Source organism: Paenibacillus sp. FSL H8-0168 (genome assembly GCF_038592955.1).
GTDB classification, from domain to species: Bacteria; Bacillota; Bacilli; order Paenibacillales; family Paenibacillaceae; genus Paenibacillus; species Paenibacillus polymyxa_B.
Genome location: NZ_CP151948.1, coordinates 1170175 through 1192933 on the forward strand (window position 1 = coordinate 1170175; position 22759 = coordinate 1192933).

At 49.4% G+C, this 22759-nt stretch carries 15 protein-coding genes; 11 read left to right on the forward strand and 4 right to left on the reverse strand.

The window, feature by feature from the left end:
• Window positions 1-74: 74 nt before the first annotated feature.
• From MHI21_RS05395 to MHI21_RS05405, 3 genes are all read left to right on the forward strand, one after another.
• Window positions 75-2375, forward strand: a complete 2301-nt coding sequence (locus MHI21_RS05395) for a beta-L-arabinofuranosidase domain-containing protein (RefSeq protein WP_342420180.1) — start codon at window positions 75-77, stop codon at window positions 2373-2375.
• 436 nt (window positions 2376-2811) lie between these two features.
• The gene (locus tag MHI21_RS05400) at window positions 2812-3759 is read left to right on the forward strand and encodes a stalk domain-containing protein (protein WP_342419598.1); all 948 of its coding nucleotides are present in this window, start codon (window positions 2812-2814) and stop codon (window positions 3757-3759) included.
• Between the two features lie 4 nt (window positions 3760-3763).
• Window positions 3764-7039: a DUF5704 domain-containing protein gene (locus tag MHI21_RS05405; RefSeq protein ID WP_342419599.1), complete on the forward strand. Its 3276-nt coding sequence runs from the start codon at window positions 3764-3766 to the stop codon at window positions 7037-7039.
• Between the two features lie 296 nt (window positions 7040-7335).
• Here the strand turns inward: MHI21_RS05405 and MHI21_RS05410 are convergent, their stop codons facing one another.
• From MHI21_RS05410 to MHI21_RS05425, 4 genes are all read right to left on the reverse strand, one after another.
• Window positions 7336-8343: a DUF5643 domain-containing protein gene (locus tag MHI21_RS05410; protein WP_342419600.1), complete on the reverse strand. Its 1008-nt coding sequence runs from the start codon at window positions 8341-8343 to the stop codon at window positions 7336-7338.
• A gap of 375 nt (window positions 8344-8718) precedes the next feature.
• Window positions 8719-9132, reverse strand: coding sequence for a hypothetical protein (locus MHI21_RS05415; RefSeq protein ID WP_341162132.1), 414 nt, complete (start codon window positions 9130-9132; stop codon window positions 8719-8721).
• Window positions 9133-9200: 68 nt separating this feature from the next.
• The gene (locus MHI21_RS05420; protein WP_342419601.1) at window positions 9201-10400 is read right to left on the reverse strand and encodes a DUF4179 domain-containing protein; all 1200 of its coding nucleotides are present in this window, start codon (window positions 10398-10400) and stop codon (window positions 9201-9203) included.
• Complete coding sequence (locus MHI21_RS05425; RefSeq protein ID WP_342419602.1) at window positions 10372-10956, reverse strand: sigma-70 family RNA polymerase sigma factor; 585 nt, start codon at window positions 10954-10956, stop codon at window positions 10372-10374. Before MHI21_RS05425 ends, MHI21_RS05420 begins: the two co-directional genes overlap by 29 nt.
• A gap of 368 nt (window positions 10957-11324) precedes the next feature.
• On the opposite strand from MHI21_RS05425, the gene MHI21_RS05430 reads away from it, so the two are divergent.
• The 8 genes from MHI21_RS05430 to MHI21_RS05465 all read left to right on the forward strand — a co-directional run bounded on the left by MHI21_RS05430 (window position 11325) and on the right by MHI21_RS05465 (window position 22662).
• Window positions 11325-13796 carry a rhamnogalacturonan lyase gene (locus MHI21_RS05430; RefSeq protein ID WP_342419603.1) on the forward strand — a complete coding sequence of 824 codons (2472 nt, stop codon included), beginning with the start codon at window positions 11325-11327 and terminating at the stop codon, window positions 13794-13796.
• 305 nt (window positions 13797-14101) lie between these two features.
• Window positions 14102-15601, forward strand: a complete 1500-nt coding sequence (nifB, locus tag MHI21_RS05435) for a nitrogenase cofactor biosynthesis protein NifB (RefSeq protein ID WP_342419604.1) — start codon at window positions 14102-14104, stop codon at window positions 15599-15601.
• Between the two features lie 6 nt (window positions 15602-15607).
• The gene (gene nifH, locus MHI21_RS05440; RefSeq protein ID WP_023987270.1) at window positions 15608-16474 is read left to right on the forward strand and encodes a nitrogenase iron protein; all 867 of its coding nucleotides are present in this window, start codon (window positions 15608-15610) and stop codon (window positions 16472-16474) included.
• Between the two features lie 88 nt (window positions 16475-16562).
• Window positions 16563-18011: a nitrogenase molybdenum-iron protein alpha chain gene (gene nifD, locus MHI21_RS05445; protein ID WP_165176636.1), complete on the forward strand. Its 1449-nt coding sequence runs from the start codon at window positions 16563-16565 to the stop codon at window positions 18009-18011.
• Window positions 18008-19537: a nitrogenase molybdenum-iron protein subunit beta gene (nifK, locus tag MHI21_RS05450; RefSeq protein ID WP_341162128.1), complete on the forward strand. Its 1530-nt coding sequence runs from the start codon at window positions 18008-18010 to the stop codon at window positions 19535-19537. The genes nifD and nifK overlap by 4 nt, the downstream gene beginning before the upstream one ends.
• 80 nt (window positions 19538-19617) lie before the next feature.
• On the forward strand, window positions 19618-20979 hold the full coding sequence (gene nifE, locus MHI21_RS05455; RefSeq protein ID WP_165176633.1) for a nitrogenase iron-molybdenum cofactor biosynthesis protein NifE: 1362 nt from the start codon (window positions 19618-19620) through the stop codon (window positions 20977-20979).
• Window positions 20969-22276, forward strand: a complete 1308-nt coding sequence (nifN, locus tag MHI21_RS05460; protein ID WP_341162127.1) for a nitrogenase iron-molybdenum cofactor biosynthesis protein NifN — start codon at window positions 20969-20971, stop codon at window positions 22274-22276. Before nifE ends, nifN begins: the two co-directional genes overlap by 11 nt.
• Window positions 22273-22662: a NifB/NifX family molybdenum-iron cluster-binding protein gene (locus tag MHI21_RS05465; RefSeq protein ID WP_341162126.1), complete on the forward strand. Its 390-nt coding sequence runs from the start codon at window positions 22273-22275 to the stop codon at window positions 22660-22662. The genes nifN and MHI21_RS05465 overlap by 4 nt, the downstream gene beginning before the upstream one ends.
• Window positions 22663-22759 lie beyond the last annotated feature (97 nt).

Sequence of the window (22759 nt, forward strand, 5' to 3'; positions counted from 1 at the left end):
TGTCTGATATGCGTTTTTATCCTAAATTCGCCTTAAAGGAGGAACGGAAAGTGACTCTTAAAGCAAAAGCCCATATGAAAGCAAGGCCGTTCGCACTGAACGAGGTGGTATTGGCTGAAGGTCCCTTCAAACAGGCGATGGAGCTGAACCGATCTTATCTGTTGGAGCTTCAACCAGACCGCCTGCTGGCGCGTTTTCGGGAATATGCCGGACTTACGCCCAAAGCGCCTCAATATGAAGGCTGGGAAGCGATGACTATTTCCGGTCATACACTGGGACATTATTTGTCCGCTTGCTCCATGATGTATGCTTCAACAGGCGATGAGCGTTTTAAAGAAATCGCACATTATATTACGGATGAACTGGACGTTTGTCAGGCGGCGCATGGTGACGGATATGTGGCAGGAATTCCAGGGGGAAAGGAACTTTTTGAAGAGGTGTCTGCTGGAAATATTCGTTCGAAGGGCTTTGACCTGAACGGTGCCTGGGCCCCCTTGTATACACTACACAAGTTATTCGCTGGCCTGCGGGATGCGTACCATTTGACAGGCTGTAATAAGGCATTAGATGTGGAGCGTAAGCTGGCGGACTGGCTCGAAGGAATTATGAAGCCGATGAGCGATGAGCAGATGCAGCAGATGATGTTTTGCGAATATGGAGGCATGAATGAGGTATTGGCCGATTTGTATGCGGATACCTGGGAAGAGCGCTACTTGTGGCTGGCTGAGTGCTTCTGGCACAAGCTGGTGCTGGACCCGCTTAGCTCGCAGGAAGACTGTTTGCAGGGCATTCATGCCAATACACAAATTCCGAAGCTGATCGGGCTTGCCAAGGAATATGAGCTGACCAATGATACGAAACGCCGGGCAACGGTGGAGTTTTTTTGGGAGCGGGTGGTGGATCATCATTCGTATGTCATTGGCGGGAATAGCTTTGGAGAATATTTTGGAGCGCCAGATGGCTTGAATGATCGTATCGGGCCTCATACGACGGAGACGTGCAACACCTATAACATGCTCAAGCTGACCAATCATCTATTTCAATGGAATGTTTCCGCCAAGGAAGCGGACTTTTATGAGCGAGGTCTATTCAATCATATTTTGGCTTCGCAGGACCCGGTTCACGGGGGAGTAACGTATTTTCTGTCGCTGGCGATGGGCGGGCACAAGCATTTTGAAAGCAAATTTGATGATTTTACGTGTTGTGTCGGCACAGGGATGGAAAACCATGCGAGCTACGGCAGCGGCATTTATTTTCACGATCACGATAAGTTGTATGTCAATCAGTTCATTGCTTCCACGCTGGAATGGAAGGACACAGGCGTTACGCTAAAACAAAATACTTCCTATCCAGAGACAGATCATACGACGCTGGAGATTCAATGCGATCAACCAGCTCCATTTACGCTACTCATCCGCTATCCATATTGGGCTGAACAAGGAATTACCATTCGTGTAAATGGCAAGGAACAATCGGTTGTATCGGAACCGGGCAGCTTTGTCTCCATCGCCAGAACGTGGATTGACGGTGATGTCGTAGAGGTGACGATTCCGATGTCGCTGAGGCTGGAGCAGATGCCAGATAATCCGGATCGGGCGGCTATCATGTATGGACCGCTGGTGCTGGCAGGCGACTTGGGACCTTTAGAAGATCCTAAAGCCAAGGAGTTTCTGTACACACCGGTATTCATCCCCCAAACGGAAAAGCTGGTTGCCTGGATTCAGCCCGTGGAGGGCAAGACCAATACGTTTCGTACCTTGAATGCAGGGCATCCCCGGGATGTGGAATTGTCTCCTCTGTATAAAATGTATGACCGTACGTATTCCGTATACTGGGACATTTTTACCAAGGAAGCGTGGCAGGAGGCGGAACAGGAATACACAGCGGCACGCGAAAAGCTGGCGATTCTGGAGCAGTGCACGATTGATTTTGCCCAACCCGGAGAAATGCAGCCGGAGCGAGATCATAACTTCCAGGGAGATGCTTCGACTCGCACCGGATATGTGAATAACCGACCTTACCGGAATGCGGGAATTGATGGCTGGTTTTCTTTTGATTTAAATACAGATCCATCTGCTCCGATGCTGTTGGTCATTATCTACACAGCTACGCTGGAAATGCCCAACTGCGGTTTTGATATTTTGATTAACGGTCATCTGCTTGAGCATTTTAGTGAAGGTTTTGATGAGGCTGATAAGTTTTACAACGTTAATGCCGCTATTCCGGCTGCATATCTGGAGGGGAAGGATCAAGCGACAGTGACCTTCAAGGCCAAGCCGGGACAGCGTATTCGCAGATTGTTTGGGCTGAGGATGGTCAACAAGGACGTGTATGAGCAACTCTATCAAGCTGGAAGTTCAGGTATACATGAATGATCTTTGAAATGTTTCGTGAGAGAAAAGTAACGTTTGATTTTTAGTCCGGTATGATTTATGATGTAAGAAATATTGGATGATGCTGGAATAATCTATATGGTGGTATGATCTGATATATCCATAGTTTTATTGCGCGTGAAGCACACGGGCTGTTTCTTCCTTCATAGGGGAGAGGCAGCCCTTTTTTGTTGATATTTTGCGGAAATATAACTTTTTTAAAGAGTCAGTTCTATGATTTAGGGGGAGGGATTGCTCAATAGAGTCTATTTTTTGGAATACTTTATATTAGAAGCTTTTCTTATAGATTTTGTAATAGGGAAACTCTATAATATATAAGTTGTATCCAGTATTTTCCGGAAGTGGGGATGCGATAAGTTTATGAGATTAGAGATGATATACATAGTTTAAAGTTTAAGCTGACAAAGGGGATAGAGAGATGAGTATGAAAAAATGGATGTTGAGTTTGACCGCAGTCACGTTGCTATGGGGGGCGATAAGTACGATTCCAACGACGGAGGCAGCAAGCAGCACCAAACCCATTGAAGTCTTGTTAAACGCGAAAAAAATACAGTTTCCAGATGCCAAACCTTTTCAGGATAGTAACGATTATGTGATGGTTCCGATTCGTTTTGTATCCGAGGCCTTGGGGGCTAAGGTGGGCTGGGAGAAAACAGGCGGTCAATTGGCTGTGTCGATTAAAAATGATGCACATGCCGTTAACATGACAGTGGGTCAAAACACCGCTACCGTGGATGGGCAGACCAAAACGTATGAGACAAAGATTATTTTGAAGCAAAACCGTACTTTTGTGCCGCTGCGGTTGGTAAGTGAGGGCCTGGGGCAAACGGTAGAGTGGGATAAGGTCAGCCGCTGGGTCTGGATTGGGAAGAAGGAAATTGCTGCGCTGGAGACTAAGGGCCTGCAACCAGTTAGTATTAATCCGTACAAGAAAGCAATTAACACTGTACCGAACCTCATAAACGATGTTGCAGGTAAGCCATACGACAAAGTAGTGATCTTCAAGCAATCTGACCTGCCTGTTAAGCTGCTTCGGGATATTTATTCAGTTGAACCTTACACATCTCCGAAGGGGGTTCCTTACCTGCGTATGAGGGTGAAAACGAAGTCTACTACAGCAGGGAGCCTATTTTATTTGACGAAGAACAAAGATGCACGTGTGCGCTTTCCGATGGATGACTTGATGCAAGATAACGGAGATGGTACAAAGATGGTCTATTACCCAATTTATTCGTCTGGTGATGAACTCTTTCAAGGCATTAAAAATTACAAATCCTTCAAACTGCAAGACATCGAGTATATTGCATTTGGGTTATCTTCAAGAGAATATATCCCAATGATGGTCAACCCGTGGAAAGGTAATTAACCACATGAAGAAGACACAGCGCATACTGATCGTATTGCTGGTGGGGGTACTGCTATTCTTGCAGCTCCCGCCTTTTTCATATCCCACGGACAAGGCTGCAGCTGATACAGAAATTACACCACTGTCCTATTTTGCAGATAAGAATGATCGCTACTTTGTTGGTATGATGTACTATGACATGTGGAAAAATACCGCTGGCCAGTGGGTCACAGACGGCAAAGAGCCTGACAAAAACATGCAGGGTGAAGCCAAATTTACTTACAAGTTTAATTTTCCGGGCCGTAAAATCAAGAATGTTGCAGCTAGCTTGTATACAAAAGCAGATAATTTGAGCCACCCGGAATATTTTCAGCAATCCCGTTCCGATAGCTACGATGAGTACGCCTACGCGATTAGTAGAGGCACGGATTATAAGAAGGATGTTCGTCCCTTCCAGAAACAGGGGCTTGGTTCGGATACCACCGTAATTCCGATTACTGTAAATATAAGGCTGAATGCGATGGTTCAAGCTAAAAATATAAAAGAGGAGAGTTGTCCCACCTGCGCAAAGGAAGTAGAAGCCTGGCGCATCTACCAACCCATTCTATTCAAGATCGAACTGGAGAGTGGTCTGATCGTCAAGCATTTTACCACTGATGGAAAAGCGCTTAACAACGTATTTACACCAATAGAAGATGAACTAAAAGCTGATCAACCGTATGATTTTACCCCGCCAACCAACCCGAAATATGAGTATGTGGGTTATAAGAAAAGCACGACAGGTAAACCGCCAAGCGGAGATATTTTGCCGGGAATTGTACCCGGATTTACCTATGACGGTTCTTTTGAGCAGTTTACCGCTTATTTGTATTACAAAGAAGCTCAGGGCTGTCCTAAGCCTGGAGAAAGCCAAGAGGGAGCACCCTCAGATTGCCAAGATAATGAACAGCCAACAAAAGGTGTTGTCTGCTCCCGCCCCGTTCCAGGTCTGCGCTTGGAAACTGCCGAATTGGACCCGACAGTATCTGCCGTTATTAAAGCCGATCAGCGAGGCGCGTCACGTTTTGATGTAGCCAAGGGTATTCCAACTTCTGAAAGCCTGTACGGAAACGTGCTGGCCCGGAATTACCTGTTTCAAAACACCTACCAACAGCTCAAAGGCGAGTGCACCTACAACGTCAAGCTGAAGCGCACGTATGATCTGGAATGGGAAGATATCAACGATACCCGGCACATGAAGGTTGTGGAGTATTACAAATACGAAATTGTGAAACCGTACTCCTACTGGGTGATCGACAACCTTGAGGTGTACGGTATCAAGAACGCGCAGCTACGCAACTATGCACTGCCGGGAGGTAGTATTACGATTCCACCACGGAATTACACGCCGCCGTCTGTAGAATCAGCGACCAACGGAAAATACTATCCGGCTCCTTCTCCGGGCATCGTCGATGGGGGTTCACTTTATATTTATGGCGGCAAGAGTATGCCGAAGGTGCCCAATGAACAAAGATCACTGGAGCCTGTGGCCCAGAAGGCTACACCAGACGTGGAAGTGGAAAACGATACTGTGAAATTCAACGGTCAAACGATCATGGACCACCAGCGTGTCAAGGAAAAGGGGCCGACTCCTGGCAAAATCCCTGAACCCGTAAAAATCGGGTCGGATATCCTGTACAGCCCGGGCCATATGATTGAAAAGCACAAGATCAATAAACCCAATACGCCCAGCAGCGGTGACATCACTTACGCTATTCTCAAGGGAAATATCAATGGAGGTGCGGATAAAACGTTCCCGATACAGGGAATCAATACAGTGACTGTCCACACTCCCGTAGTGAATCTGTCTAGTGTGTCGGACGATGCTGCTCATAATCAGAAAACCCAACCTACGAAGGGACGATCCGCGCTTATTTTGGAGCGCCCTTTCCGGGTGACGATCTCGACAGCAGGTCCGCATTTGGACATTCCTGGCTATAGTGATCGGGAGTATGCCAAATATGTACGAACCAAGCAGGTGCGATTTCCGTTCGATGTGTACGACAAAGGAAAGACACTATTTTATCCACGAGGTACCTGGATCGACATTCCGGTGCTGCAGCTCGACACAGACTTTTATTTGCCCGTATGGGTGGATGAAGGCAACTATACAGTAGAGTTCCGTACCATTGCCGAAAATGCACCGGACGGGTTCACCGAACAGCACCATGCCAACACGGATATCGCCCACCATGTTGCCAATGATGTGGTAAATATAGAGGTCATCGGACGGATGTACGATTTTCATATCACGGATATTGCCGATTACCATTGGGAGCGGGTATTTCGGCAGCGAAAAGGAAGTCCAACGCATAGCGGCCTGTCCTATTGGACGGGGCTTGGCAATATTGATGGGTTGACTAGAGGGAACCCGGAGCCATTCACCTTGCCCGTTCGCCCCGGCAGTCACCCATATGAAGGTTATGCAAATGTGGCGGTCAAGACAGGTTATCATTTCAAGTTTGACCTCAAGACCAAAGGCAATATGTTTAGCGCCAAGGACGGTATTCGCATCACGCCATCGTTCTATTGGGTGAGCAAAGATGGGCTACAGCGGGAAGAGGTAGATCTGTATACACATTCCGGCAGTCGAAAATTTATCCGTTTGGGATCGGCGGAGGATCGGGAAAAGCGCTATGTTATTTTGAATGAACGGCTACGCAATGTGCCGATGGAGGAAATGCAGGACGCGGCAGCCTACCAATACAAGCATGAGCTGAGTGAAGCACAGCAAAGCCAGTTGACACTGGAACGTTATGTTTCCCTGTATGCCCACCGTATTGCACGCAGCAAGACCTGGGTTGGACGCTACGACTGGCTGGTGCTGCCTGCGGCTGTGCGTACTTTAATCGGTCCAAAGACAGAACTGCCGGATGGGGTTAACGTAGATCGCGCTAATGCGTCGATTCAGCGCTGGTATGGTGAATATAGCCTGCCTGCTGATGTGTACGCAGTCACCAAAGGCACGGATTTGCGCGAGGTCAGTCGCCGTCAGGAGCTAAACGAGCATACAGATATATTCAAGAAAACGGGCTTTATCGTCGTCCGCTTTAATGTGGAGTCACTGCGTCAGGGGGACGCTGAGCATCCGCATTTACAGTATATAAATGGCCCGCTACTGAACCAGTGGCAACTGGAGGGTTACCGCCGAGAGATAAAAGACCCGTACGGGCATACCTTTCATTTACAGGACGGGGATGTCGTGTTTTATCATACAGATCAGTCCAGCCGAGACGATTTGAGTTCATTTGTCCCTCACTAATTGGGATATATACAGATTAAGGATAGCCTAAACCTTTCCTTAACGATATTGTACAAACTTACAAGCTACTGTAATAGTATTCATATATTTTTCTATTTTTTAAGCTTGCTGGTGCGGGTGCAGTGGGAGCCAATAATTGAGACCACTCTGATACTTGTAGAACCAGTAGAACCAGTAGAACCAGTAGAACCAGTAGAACCAGTAAAGTAAACCCAGGAAGGAAAGGCTTAGTGTAAAGTAGACAAAGCGAGCAAGCCTGGATAATCATTCAGGCTTGCTCGCTTCTTGCATTGATGTTATTGGGCTGGCACGGGAATCTTCATTTCGAGTTCCTTAATGTATGTTTTATTGCCGTTTTTAAATTTCCCGTCAGCTCCCTTGCCTTGACCGACAATACTCCAATTTGAGGGATCGACTGTAAATGTATACGGTTTGATCGTCACATATTGGGGTTTGCTGCCTACAGTACTGTACAGCTCATCCATATGATACTTCGTTTTAGGCTTGCTATTTGAGAAGCCGACTCTCCGTTGCTGAAGCGTTTTCCCCTGATCATCTACAATGTCATAATACATCATGGATGGAGCGTATTTTCCTGTCTGCTTGGCAGACGCAGGCACTTGACCTTCGCTATCCAGCACCAGCCGGGTTGTACGGGAGGTAATATCGAGCTGTTTGACTGTGTAACTGAATTTCCCACTCTTTTGGGTTTTATTCGGCTTGATACTCACCATATTACCGTCCTTTTTAACAGGGACTTTAAACTCAAAAGGCTTGCTGATTCCGGTAACCCCTACCTGGATCGTCATTTCAAACTCGTCTGGAAGTGCACCCAACTGATTGTATTCAGCTTCTACGGCATTCTTTTGAGATACTTTGTCTCCAAACATGGAATGGATGCTTTTCAATTTGTTCCCGTCTACCAGAACCTCGGGGGTCTTGATATAGCCCTTCTTCTGATCTTTCTCAGGAACCATGCGCTTTTTGAATTTTTCATTGGTTTCTTTGAGGTTTATTGGCATATATGGGCTCATGACTCCCTCAGGCAAATTTTTGCCTTCCCGTTCGATGGAGAAGGACAAGCGTGTGCCATCATAGAACACATCGCCAAGCTTCAGCGTAACCCCGTCCTGCGTCAGGCTCAGATTGGAAGAAGCGGCTTGCGCAGATTTTGCATCAGTAGCTGCTGCTGCAATGGGGGAGATGAATATTGGCATCGCTGCCCCTGATCCCAATATCGCGAAAGCCGACGTTGTAAGTAATACCCGTTTTAGAAATGTGGATTTTGAGTTTGTCTGTTGCACTTTAGAATATCTCCTCTCCGGAAGCCGTGATATCCAATCTATACATTGAATATCACGGCGACTTTGCCTTGTCTGATTCGTCTATATAACACTCATGGTGTTGTACAGGAGAGCCTCACTGCGTAGAGCTCTCCCGTGACTGAATTCTTTTCATGTGGAGCATCACTGTACATGAATCACTGAAGGTCTGTCTGTTCCCGCTGATCAGCACTTCGGCATGATTCTCAGGAACCTTTGTTGACTTTTTTGACAGGGACTTTGAATTCAAAAGGTTTGCTGATTCCGGTAACGCCTACCTGGACGGTCATTTCAAAGCTGTCTGGAAGTGAATCCAGCTTACTGTATATAGCTTCTATCGTATTTTTTTTGGATATTTTATCCCCAAACATGCCAAAACTTTTCAGTTTGTTCCCTTCTATCAGAACCCCAGGTATTTTGATATAGCCCTTTTTCAGGAACCATGCGCTTTTTGAGACTTTTATTAGTTATTTTGGCGTCCATTGGAATATACGGACTTAAGACCTCCTTAGGCAAATTTTTGCCTTCCCGTTCGATGGAGAAGGACAGGCTTTTGCCATCATAGGACACATCGCCGAGTTTCAGTGTAACCCCGTTTTGCGTCAGACTCATCTTGGAAGAAGCGGCTTGTACGGGTTTCGTATTACTAGCGGCTACTGCAATGGAGGACATAAATTTTGGTAATGCTGCTCCCGTTCCCAATATTGCGAAAGCCGATGCTGTAAGTAATACTTGTTTTAGAAATGTAAATTTTAAGTTTGTCTGTTGCATTGGATAATATGCTCCTTCCACGGAAGTTTGTGTTATGCGAAATTTCTGTATTTTTGAATCATTTCTAATTAGTTATTCAGGGGAATCTTCATTTCGAGTTCCTTGATGTACGTTTTATCTCCTCTTTTATGCTTGCCGTCAGATCCCATGCCTTCACCGACAATACTCCAATCAGCCGGCTTGACGGTCAAGGTGAAAGGCTTAATCGTCACGTATTTTGTATTTGGCTTAAGTGCATTATACAGCTCATCCACATGGTATTTTGTTCTAGGCTTACTGTAGAAATAACCGAATTGGCGTTGCTCAATAACGTTGCCCTGATCATCCACAATATCGTAATACATCATCGTTGGCGCATACTCTCCCGTTTGCTCCGGGGAAGCAGGCACTTCACCTGTACTGTCCAGCACTAGACGAGTCGTTGTTGAGGTGGAGTTCAGTTCCTTCACGGTATAACTGAAGCTGCCACTGGTCTTTGTCTCATTCGGCTGAACGGCAATCATGGTGTTGTCCACTTTTACCGGAACCTTAAATTCATACGACCCGTCAACACCTGTAACTGAAGTTCTGACCGTCAAATCAAACTCATCTGGCAGGGAGTCCAACTGCATGTATTCCCCTATAACTGAATTATTTTTGCGTGGATCATCCCCAAACATGAATCGCTGAGAGTCCACTTTTTTGTCATTTATCAGTACTTCTGGACGTTTAAGGTAGCCCTTAAGCTGATCCTTCTCAGGCACTTTATGTGCCTTTACCCATTCGTCATCGCTATTTTCAGTTTTGGCATCCATAGGTATATAAGGATTCATAGAGGTTTCCGGCATATTCTCGCCTTGACGCTCAATGGAGAAAGACAGGCGTGTACCGTCATACAGAACATCGCTTAATGTCAGCGTAATTCCGTCATGAGTCACACTTTCATTAGGATGACTGAGAATGCCCTTATCTACAGCAGTCTGAATTTCATCCGAGCTCAATCCATAAAAAATACTGCCAATTCCGGGAATTTGCTTGAGTGTGGCCGCCATCGTGGGTGATACAAATCCGGCGCCTACCACTCCTGTCCCTAATATGCCAACTACGGATGCCGCCAGAACAGCCCGTTTTGCAAATTTCGATTTCGTCGTCTTTCTTTGCATGGCTCTTTTTTCAATCTCCTTCATAATTTGATCACTCATACTGCCTCTGGGCATGACTGATTCATTGATCCAATTCTCCAACTGGTCCATTTCGCGCTCATAAGGTGGTGTTGGATGTTTGTCCATTAACAAGTCCTCCTTTGCTTCTCTGGTCCAGCAGCTTGCGCCGAAGCCGCTCGTATTTTTTACGGATGGTTGCTGACTTTAAACCCATAATGTTGCTAATCTCCTCAAAGCTGTATTGCTCAACAGCCTTCAGTAGCAGAATATGACGCTCTTCTGGTGTAAGATAAGTCAACAGTTCTTCAATAACACTTTTATGAAGGGATACCTGAGCGATTGACTTTTGTTCCTTGACCTGCTGAACCAGTTTGAGCCAGCGGCTGTGTTTCCTTTTGATGTTCATTAAGTGATGATAGGCCATCTTGTATAGCCATGCCGAGAAGCTGGTCTGTCTGCTGTATTGATGAAGATGCTCATAGGCTCTGATGAATATGTCCTGAACCGCGTCCTCTGTGGCTTCATGATTCTTCAAAATATAGAAGCAGTAGGTGTACATCTGCCGCTCGAATTGTCGAATAATGATTTCGTAAGCCTGCTGTTCACCAGCCTTGACGCGTTCTACGGCCAGCTCGATCTGGCTGTGTTTATCCTGTTGATCCCCGGGGATGGTTGCCTGCAAGAGCTCACCTCCTTGTATTTATGTCTATATAACAATCGCAACGGGCCGTTTTGTGACATCATTTTTGTGAAACCTTGATAGGTATGTATGTTTTGATCACAGCTCGTCCATTTTATCATCTTATGATATTCGGATATGTTCACTTCAACTAACATAGTCGGTTCAAAAATGGACCGTTAGTAGCGGGCTAATGGGGACATTTCAATTGAAACGGACAACAACACGGATTTGTGTAGAGAAATCCTCGGATATTTAAACGCGTTTGGGGGAACGGCAAAACTATAATAGTAAGGAAATTTAATTTATGTAAGCGCAATCATTTCAGGTATTAGCTTGTCATCACAATACAATTGAGGAGGACGACCTGAATGGCTCGAGGGAAAGGCGCATGGCGAAAGGGAAGCTTGACCGCCGCGTTGGCAGCGATGCTGGCGATGACGGGGACGACTGGAGGAGTGGCTGCGGAAGACTTATCCGAACCCACACTGCAGGCGGAATCAGCAATTGCAGTAGAACAGAACCGTAGCGGCAGCATTCAGCTGGAAAAGCTGGATCGCGGACTGGTAGCTGCGGTGACGCAGGAGGGGGTATTTTTAAGCTGGCGGTTATTGGCTCAAGAAGTGAACGGTTACGGTCCAACGGGACTGACAGGAGCGGACTTTAACGTATACCGTGACGGTAAGAAGATCGCGACGGTGACCGACAGCACCAACTATGTGGATAAGGAAGGAACCGGAAATGCGGTGTACAGAGTAGCTTCAGTCGTAATAGGCAAAGAAAAGGATCGTAGCACCAAAGTGAAGCCATGGCAACAGGGTTACTATGAACTTCCTCTCCAAAAGCCTGCCGATGGTGTAACACCCGCAGGTGAATCCTATACTTATTCGGCCAACGATATGAGTGTGGGGGATGTGGACGGAGACGGGCAATATGAATTTTTTGTAAAATGGGACCCGTCGAACTCCAAGGATGTATCTCAGAAGGGGTATACGGGTAATACGTATGTCGATGCATATACGGCCGAAGGTAAGCTATTGTATCGGATTGATCTGGGCGTGAATATTCGATCAGGTGCACATTATACACAAATGATGGTGTACGATTTTGACGGCGATGGTAAAGCCGAGCTGATGTTCAAAACGGCTCCAGGGACCAAAACGATTTCTTTTGATAAGAAGGGCAAGCCGAAAAAAGAAAAGTATATTACTCTGCCACGTGAGGATCGCAAAGCAGGGATTACACATGAGGACGATTACCGTTTGAGTCGCTCGGATTATTATGAGCATGTGGTGAACATGTTCATGAACTGGACGAAGCATGAAGAAGTGGTCAAGGGACAATGGCCTGCTACGCTGGAGGAATGCTTTGGCATCGCTCCGAAGTACAGTTATCCGTTATCCCGAAAGGATGCGGAAAGCCTGACAGACTACTTTATGGATGTATATGCACCATCACGGAGCGACAAAAACAAGCTGAGAGAGTTCGAGGGCTTTATTGTCGATGGACCGGAGTATTTAACGATTTTCAAGGGGAAAACGGGTGCTGAGCTGGATACCATCCGCTATGAGCCGGAGCGTCATGACGATGGCCTCATGTGGGGCGACTACGCTATGACCCGAATTGAACCCGCCAACCGTGTAGACCGCTTCCTGGCAGGTGTGGCTTACCTGGACGGACGCAAGCCGTACGCCGTATTTGCACGCGGCTATTATACGCGTTCCACCTTGGCCACCTACACATGGGATGGCCGCCATCTCCAAAAACATTGGATGGTGGACAGTGGCTGGACACCAATGACCAATCCATTTAACGATGGTCCGCATGGGCGTGATGGAACGGACCCGAAATTTGGCACCTTGACCACACAGGGAGCGCATTCTTTGAGCGTGGTGGATGTGGACGGTGACGGCAAGGACGAAATCGTATACGGTTCCGCCACGATTGACCATGATGGCAGCCTGTTGTACAGCTCATTTGATGTCATGCCTCCTGAAAGCGCAACTCCGGGTCAAACCGCCAGATTGGGACATGGCGATGCGCTGCATGTAACCGATATTGACCCGGATCGCCCCGGCAAAGAAATCTTTATGGTACATGAAGGTGGCACTTACGCTCCATATGGCTATTCTTTGCGGGATGCCAAAACAGGTGAAATCATTTACGGCGCATATTCCGGCAAGGATACAGGTCGGGGAATGGTCGGTGACATCGACCCGGATCAGCGAGGTCTGGAGACGTGGGCCATAGGCCTGTGGACCGCAGCGGGTAAACAGCTGGATACGAAGATACCCGGTACCAATATGAGTATCAAATGGGCAGCTGATATGACCACACAAATCGTAAACGGCGCAATTGATGTAACCCCAACCATTGAGGATTGGAAACGAGGTACATTGTTGACCGCCACTGGAACCAAAACGAACAACTATACGAAAGGAACGCCATCGCTGGTAGCCGACATTTTCGGTGATTGGCGCGAGGAAATGCTCGTCCGTACAGCGGATAGCTCAGCAATCCGTATCTATCTGAGCACAGAACCTACGACGCATAAATTGTACACGTTGATGCATGATTCGCAGTATCGCACGGATGTGGCACGTCAAAATACCGGGTATAACCAGCCGTCCTACACGAGCTTTTATTTTGCATCCGATATGGATTGGGCGAATGTGCCGATTCCCAAGCTCTACACGCCAAAAGCCTTAATGGAGGAAGAGAGCAGTGACGAAGCGGATGAAGTAGAGGCAGCAGAGGTGGATGAGGCAAAGGCAGCAGAGGTAGATGAAAAAGAAGTCGATGGAACGAAAGTCGATGGGACGGAAATAGATGTGAAGGAATGATAAGCGGAGACTATTTCCCAAAATATATAATGAAATTTCTTGTCTCAAAAGGAGAGCCGTATTTACGGACTCTCTTTTTTTACGTCTTGATGTTATTGAGAATATGAAATGTAACCGCACACATGTAAAGTGTACGATATATTACTTGACGTAAAATTTGACACATATGTGAATTGAGGATAAATGTCAGGGATTTCATGGAGAAGCGAATTGACTGTATTTGTCCCTGTCTCTAAGATGTAATTATATTCCAGACAAAAACAGAGAATTGTGTAAGGGAATATAACGTAGAGAGGAGGGAATGAATGGACTCTTTAGCTGATCTCTCGGAAACCCCCTTAGCATTGGACACCCTTAGACGACATCCCTGTTATAACGAAGAGGCACATCGCTATTTTGCGCGCATTCATCTTCCAGTAGCCCCGGCATGCAATATTCAGTGCCATTATTGCAACCGCAAATTCGATTGCGTCAATGAAAGCCGTCCCGGCGTTGTTAGTGAACTGCTCACGCCGGAGCAGGCGGCGAACAAGACCTATGGCGTAGCGGCACAGCTGATGCAACTGTCCGTTGTCGGCATTGCGGGACCTGGAGATCCGCTGGCCAATGCGGAGGCAACCTTCGATACCTTCCGCCGGGTCCGTGAGACAGTTAAGGATGTCATATTCTGTCTCAGCACGAATGGCCTTACCTTGATCAGGCATATCGACAGGATTGTAGAGTTGGGTATTTCGCATGTCACGATCACGATCAATGCTGTAGATCCAGTGGTGGGGAGCCGCATTTATGGATGGGTCTACGATGAAGGAAAACGCTATGCAGGAGAGGAGGCCGCGCGGCTGTTGATTGACCGCCAGCTGGCAGGCTTGAAGATGCTGGCTTCGAGAGGCGTATTGTGCAAGGTAAACTCGGTGCTGATTCCCGAAGTCAATGATGCCCATCTGCCAGAGGTAGCCAGGGTGGTCAAGGAGCACGGCGCGGTACTGCACAACATTATGCCGCTCATCATCGCACCCGGCAGTCGGTATGAGCATGAAGGGATGCGGGCCCCCCGTCCCCGTCTGGTCCGGCAGCTGCAGGAGCAATGTGCTGAGGCGGGAGCTGTCATTATGCGCCATTGCCGTCAGTGCAGGGCGGATGCGATTGGACTGCTGGGCGAGGATCGCAATCAGGATTTTACATGGGAGAACATTGGGGCTGCTCCTCCCATGGATGAAGAGGCAAGGGCACAATTTCAGAAAGAACTGGATGAGAAGGTGAGAGTGAGAATGGAACGCAAGGAGGGACAATCGCACCACAAAAAAACGTCAACCGGGGTTGGATGTAGCTGCCCGTTATCGGAGGATAAGCCTGAAGCAAGCTTTACCTCAAAGCCAGTCCTAATCGCTGTGGCCAGTCGTGGCGGAGGGAAGGTGAATCAGCATTTCGGTCGTGCCAAGGAATTCATGATCTATGAAAGCGACGGGACTATCGTAAATTTCATAGGCATTCGTAAGGTGCAATCCTACTGCCATGGGAAAGCCGATTGCAATGGAGACAAGGTCGAGACGATGAAGGAGATCCTTTCCATGGTGCATGACTGTGCATTGCTGCTGTCGTCCGGCATAGGCGAAGCCCCCAAAGAGGCATTGCAGGATGCTGGCGTGCTGCCTATTGTATGCGGCGGGGATATTGAGGAATCCGTTCTGGAATATGTAAAATTTCTGCGTTATATGTATCCTGTGCAGAGCAATAAGGGAAGTAAGCGCAATAAGGGAGTTAAGGGCAATCATTCGGATTTACCCATTGAACATTTTGGAGGCTGAGAAAATATGAGACAAATTGCGTTTTACGGTAAAGGCGGTATCGGCAAATCGACAACCTCGCAGAATACACTGGCTCAGCTCGCGACCAAATTCAAACAAAAAATTATGATCGTAGGCTGTGATCCCAAGGCAGACTCCACCCGTCTTATTCTGAATACGAAGGCCCAACAGACAGTGCTACATCTGGCTGCTGAAAGGGGCACGGTAGAGGATTTGGAGCTGGAGGATGTTGTCCAAAAGGGCTTCGGTGACATTCTGAACGTGGAATGCGGCGGGCCAGAGCCTGGTGTCGGCTGTGCAGGACGCGGCATCATCACAGCCATTAATTTTCTGGAGGAAGAGGGGGCCTACGAAGGGCTGGATTTTGTTTCCTACGATGTACTGGGGGACGTTGTATGCGGGGGCTTCGCCATGCCGATCCGGGAGAAGAAGGCTCAGGAAATCTACATTGTATGCTCAGGCGAGATGATGGCTATGTACGCTGCCAACAATATTGCGCGCGGGATATTGAAGTATGCCAACAGCGGCGGGGTGCGTTTGGGCGGCTTAATCTGCAACAGCCGGAATACGGACCTGGAAGCGGAATTGATTACAGAGCTTGCAAGAAGACTGAACACGCAGATGATCCACTTTTTGCCGCGTGACAATGTCGTGCAGCACGCTGAGCTGCGCCGTATGACCGTTACCCAATATAACCCGGAACATAAGCAGGCTGCGGAGTATGAAGAGCTGGCAGGTAAGATTTTGAATAACGATATGCTAACGGTTCCGACTCCCATTTCCATGGAAGATCTGGAGGATCTGTTGATGGAATTCGGCATTATTGAGGATGAAGAAACCGCAATTAACAAAGCTGAGGCGTCCGGGCAGTAGGCTCCAGCTAGAAGGCTTAATGACGGAACCAACGTGTGATGATGGGGGGAGCTGAACGCGTAGCTCGCAGGAGGGAGGAATAGGCCAAATGAGCAGTATTGTGGATAAGGGAAAGCAGATCGTAGAGGAGATACTGGAGGTATATCCCAAGAAGGCCAAGAAGGACCGGACCAAGCATTTTGAGATCGCGGATGAGGAGCTTGTGAACTGCGGAACCTGTTCCATTAAGTCCAACATGAAATCACGGCCCGGCGTTATGACAGCAAGGGGCTGTGCTTATGCAGGCTCCAAGGGTGTGGTATGGGGCCCGATTAAAGACATGGTGCACATTAGCCATGGTCCCATCGGCTGCGGGCAATACAGTTGGGGTACCCGACGCAATTATGCGAATGGGGTATTGGGCATCGATAATTTTACCGCCATGCAGATTACAAGCAATTTTCAGGAAAAGGATATCGTGTTCGGCGGAGATAAGAAGTTGGAGGTGATCTGCCGGGAAATTAAGGAGATGTTCCCGCTGGCTAAGGGCATCTCCGTACAATCTGAATGTCCGGTCGGACTGATTGGTGATGATATCGGGGCCGTGGCTAAGAAGATGACAGAGGAGCTGGGCATTCCGGTCATTCCTGTACGCTGTGAAGGCTTTCGTGGGGTGAGTCAGTCTCTGGGCCATCACATTGCCAATGATGCTATCCGCGATTTTCTGATGGGGCGCCGCGAGCTGAAGGAGTCTGGGCCTTATGATGTCTCCATTATCGGGGACTACAATATCGGCGGTGATGCCTGGGCCTCACGCATTTTGCTGGAGGAAATGGGACTGCGGGTCATAGCGCAGTGGTCGGGTGATGGTACGATCAATGAGCTGGGGATTGCCCATAAATCCAAGCTCAATCTGATCCATTGTCATCGTTCCATGAATTATATGTGCACAACGATGGAGCAGGAATACGGAATTCCCTGGATGGAATATAACTTCTTTGGCCCGACGAAGACGATGGAGAGCCTCAGAGCGATTGCTGCCCGCTTTGACGAGACGATTCAGGAAAAATGTGAGCAGGTCATCGCCCAATATATGCCGCAGATGGAGGCGGTCATCCGTAAATACCGCCCACGTCTGGAAGGCAAAAAGGTGATGCTTCTGATTGGCGGACTGCGGGCAAGGCATACCATTGGTGCCTATGAGGATCTGGGTATGGAAATTGTGGCTACAGGCTATGAATTTGCCCATAAGGATGATTACGAAAAGACGTTTCCCGATGTAAAGGAAGGCACTGTTTTGTACGATGATCCAACGGCATATGAACTGGAAGAATTGGCCCAGCGGCTGAATATTGACTTAATGGGCGCCGGAGTCAAGGAGAAATACGTGTATCACAAAATGGGCATTCCCTTCCGTCAAATGCACTCTTGGGATTACAGCGGGCCTTATCATGGTTTTGACGGCTTTAAGATTTTTGCGCGTGATATGGATATGACCATAAACAGTCCAGTATGGAGCCTGCTGCCGTCCCGGCAGACTGCGGAGGTGCCGGTATGAGCGAGCGTCTGAACATTGTCGATCACAATCAGCTGTTTCGGCAGGATAAATATGTGCGCCAGCGTGAGGAGAAACGGGCCTTCGAGGCCCCTTGCTCGCCAGAGGAGGTTACCGCCACCCTAGAGTACACCAAGACCAAGGAATACAAGGATAAGAATTTCGCTCGTACATCTGTAGTCGTGAACCCGGCCAAGGCTTGTCAGCCGCTGGGAGCGGTTATGGCTGCGCTGGGCTTCGAAAAAACGCTCCCGTTCATTCATGGCTCACAGGGCTGTACGGCTTATTTCCGCAGCCATCTTGCCCGCCACTTCAAAGAGCCAGTTCCTGCCGTCTCCACCTCGATGACCGAGGATGCCGCCGTATTCGGCGGCATGCGCAACCTCATTGACGGTATAGAGAACTGCATTGCCTTGTATCAGCCGGAGATGATTGCGGTATGCACGACCTGTATGGCAGAGGTGATCGGGGATGATCTGTCTGCCTTCCTGGCCAATGCCCGTCAGGAGGGAGCCCTTCCCGAGGATGTGCCGGTTCCTTTTGCCAATACCCCCAGCTTCTCCGGTTCACATATTACAGGCTATGACGCCATGCTGCGCTCTGTGCTGGAGACGCTGTATAACAAGTCAGGCCGGACGCCGCAGTCTGGTCATGAATTGAAGCTGAATGTACTGCTCGGGTTTGACGGGTATACAGGCAATTTTGCGGAAATGCGGCGCATGCTGGGGATGTTCGGCGCTACGTATACCATTCTGGGTGACCACAGTAGTAATTTTGATTCAGGGGCTACTGGAGAGTACAGCTACTATTACGGGGGAACGCCGCTTGAGGATGTGCCCAAGGCCGCAGATGCTGCAGGCACGTTGGCGATCCAGCAGTACTCTCTTCGTAAAACATTAGGTTATATGAAGCAAACCTGGGGGCAGCAGGTGTCCTCCATCTCCACACCGCTGGGCATCCGGGCTACAGATCGGTTGCTTGAGGAGATTAGCCGCCTGTCTGGAAGAGAAATTCCCGAGGCATTGAAGCAGGAGCGCGCCCGAATTGTGGATGCCATGATGGATTCGCATGCTTATCTGCACGGCAAACGGGTGGCTATGGCGGGAGACCCGGATATGCTCATCGGCCTGATTGGCTTTTGTCTGGAGCTGGGCATGGAGCCGGTGCATATTGTTTGCTCCAATGGGGACCGGAAATTTGAGAAGGAAGCAGAGCTTCTGCTAAAGTCCAGCCCTTACGGTGCAGAAGCCACGGTTCATTCCGGTCAGGATTTGTGGCATATGCGTTCGCTGCTGTTCCAGGACCCAGTAGACCTGGCTATTGGCAGCTCCCATCTGAAGTTCGCGGCCAAAGAGGCGAAAATTCCTTTGCTCCGTGTGGGCTTTCCGATCTTCGACAGGCATCATCTGCATCGTTATCCGATTATCGGCTACCAGGGTGCGCTCAATCTGCTTACCCAATTCGTGAATACCGTACTGGATGTCATGGAGGAGCAGGCTCCGGATCATAGCTTTGATCTGGTGCGCTAATTGCTGTATCGCGTAGATGGAAGTTGACAGCTTGGCTTGTGATTTCAATGGATTCTATCTGAAATAAGGGGGTTGTGCGGATGGAGCCGGCTGTGTCTAACGGAAGGCTGGAGGTATCCTGCGGCAACAAAATTCCCAAAAGCACGCCCTGTCCCCGGCCTGTGCCGGGGGAGGCTTCGGGTGGCTGCTCCTTTGACGGGGCCCAGATTACACTGATCCCCATTGCAGATGCGGCTCATCTAGTGCACGGGCCGATTGCGTGTCTCGGCAATAGCTGGGAGAGCAGAGGCAGCCTGTCCAGCGGCCCGGAGCTGTCGGCGTATGGCTTCACTACTGATCTTGGAGAACAGGACATCATTTTTGGTAGTGAACAAAAGCTGCATGAATCGATCCGCTACATTGTCAGCCGCTTTGCTCCTCCCGCTGTATTTGTCTATACCACATGCGTCACAGCCCTCACCGGTGAAGATATCGAGGGAGTTTGCAAGGCTGAATCGGAGCAGCTGGGAACGCCGATCATTCCGGTGAACAGCCCGGGATTTGTGGGCAGCAAGAATCTCGGGACCCGGCTGGCCGGAGACGTGCTGTTCCAGCATATTATCGGCAGCACCGAGCCGGAACAGACAACCTCCCATGATATTAATCTTATTGGGGAATACAATATTGCCGGCGAGATGTGGCATATCGAGCGGCTGATGCAGCAGGCGGGAATGAGTATCCTGTCCCGAATTACCGGAGACGGTCGGTTCCGTGAGGTGGGATGGGCGCATCGTGCCAAGGCCAATATGGTCGTATGCAGCCGGGCTTTGCTGGGTCTGGCAGTCCAAATGGAGCGTAAATACGGCATTCCTTATTTTGAAGGTTCATTTTATGGAGCAAAGGAGACGAGTTATTCCTTGCGACAGATGGCTTACCTGACCGGAGATCGTGATGTGGAGCGACGGGTGGATAAGCTGGCTGCACGGGAGGAAATGAGGCTATCGCTGGAGCTGGAGCCCTACCGCAAGCAGCTGAAAGGAAAGCGGGCAGTGCTCTATACCGGGGGTGTAAAGAGCTGGTCTGTCATTACGGCTTTGCAGGAGCTGGGCATTAAGGTGGTTGGTGTAGGCACGAACAAAAGCACTGCCGAGGATGTATCCCGGATTGCTGACCGTATCGGAGATGATGCGGAATACATCCCGGAAGGCGGCGCCCGGCAGATTCTCAAGACCGTACGGAGCCGCAAGGCAGACATGGTCATTGCCGGGGGCCGGAACATGTATATGGCGCTTAAGGAACAAATTCCTTTTGTGGACATCAATCAAGAACGGCACAAAGCCTATGCGGGCTATGACGGGCTGTTATCTCTGGCGAAACAGCTTGTGCATACGCTACAGCATCCGGTATGGGAACTGACCGCCAAATTGGCTCCATGGGAGGAGGAGACGGAATTTGCCGATTAAATCCGCCACGAAGCCTGTCAGTGTCAACCCGCTCAAGGTAGGACAGCCTTTGGGCGGCGTGCTGGCTCTGCAGGGGATGTATCGCTCAATGCCTTTGCTGCACGGCGCTCAGGGCTGCTCGGCCTTCTCCAAGGCGCTGCTGACTCGCCATTTTCGAGAGCCGATTGCCGTTCAGACCTCTGCGCTGCAAGAGATGGACGTTATATTTGATGGAGACCGGAATCTGGAGGAGGCGCTGGATCATATCTGGTCCAAACACCATCCAGATGCCATCGGCGTTATCAGCACGGCCCTCACTGAGGTGGCAGGCGTTGATTTTCAGTCTAGAGTAAAGGCGTTCAAGCGAGAACGGGCCTTGAAGGACAGTCTGCTGTTTTCTGTATCGCTGCCTGATTTTCACGGCTCTCTGGAGACGGGCTACAGCAGTACAGTAGAGTCGCTAATGGATGCCGTACTCGGGTTAGCCGGAGGCAAGTCCCCCAAAAAACAGCGCCGGACGCAGGTCAATCTGCTGCCGGCTTCTTATCTGACTGCCGGAGATGTCATGGAAATCAAGGATATTATTGCTTCCTTCGGCCTAGAGGTTATTACACTCCCCGATATCTCCACTTCCTTGTCCGGTCACCTGCTGACAGGTTTTTCCCCTTTGACGAGAGGGGGGACTCCGCTGGATTCAGCCTGCCAGATGCTGGAGTCTTCCTGCACCATTGCCATTGGCGCGAGCATGGAGCGTCCGGCGCGCAGGCTGACTCATGCCGCAGGCATTCCCTACCACTTGTTCACGGGTCTGTCTGGCTTGGCCGCGAGCGATGCATTCATACATTTTCTGCAGAAAATCAGCCGCGAGCCAGCCCCTGTTCGCTTCCGCTGGCAGCGTGAAAATCTGTTGGACAGCATGCTGGATGCCCATTTCTATTATTCCGGCGCTTCCGCTGTAGTGGCGCTAGAACCGGATCATATGCTGTCGACCGCAGCCTGGCTGGAGGAGATGGGAGTGGAACTGAAACGGCTAATTACACCCTGCAGCACGCCTGCGCTGCAAAAGACAGAACGGGAAGTCTGGATCGGTGATCTGGATGATGCAGAGGAGAGCGCGCAGGGCGTTGATTTGTGGATCAGCAATTCGCATGGAAGAAAGGGAGCGGCACGGGCTGGCGCCTCATTCGTGCCGGCAGGCTTGCCGGTGTATGACGAGCTGGGCGCCCACACATCCGTAAGCGTCGGATACCGTGGAACCATGGAGTGGGTGAACAAAGTAGGCAATGTATTGCTTGCCGAGAGGGGGAGGGGAGGATGAAGGTTGCATTTGCGACAGAAGACGGTGTGCTTGTGAATGCTCATTTTGGGCAGAGTCCTATGTTCACTGTATTCGAAATCCGGCACTCAGGCGTCCAGTTCCTGGAGCATCGGCGGATAGCCCAGGGAAGCGATGAGAACGAAGCGGGTAAGATCGCCAGCCGAATTGGCCTGATTGAGGATTGTGCCTTGATCTTTCTGGTACAAATCGGCGCTTCGGCCGCCGCACAGGTTACCAAACGGACCATTATGCCTGTGAAGGTGGCCTTCGGCAGCACCATTGAGGAGCAGGTCCAGCGTCTCCAGAATATGCTGGCTCGCAATCCGCCCATGTGGCTTGCCAAAATCCTGCATGCTGAGGAGGGCAGCGGCAAAGCCGGACCATGAGTCTTCAGTAAGGAAGAATAACCGAAGAACAACCAGATATGGTGTCAAGATCCTGCGGACCGAATATCTTAAAGGCGGGAGCCGCACATGGAGGGGT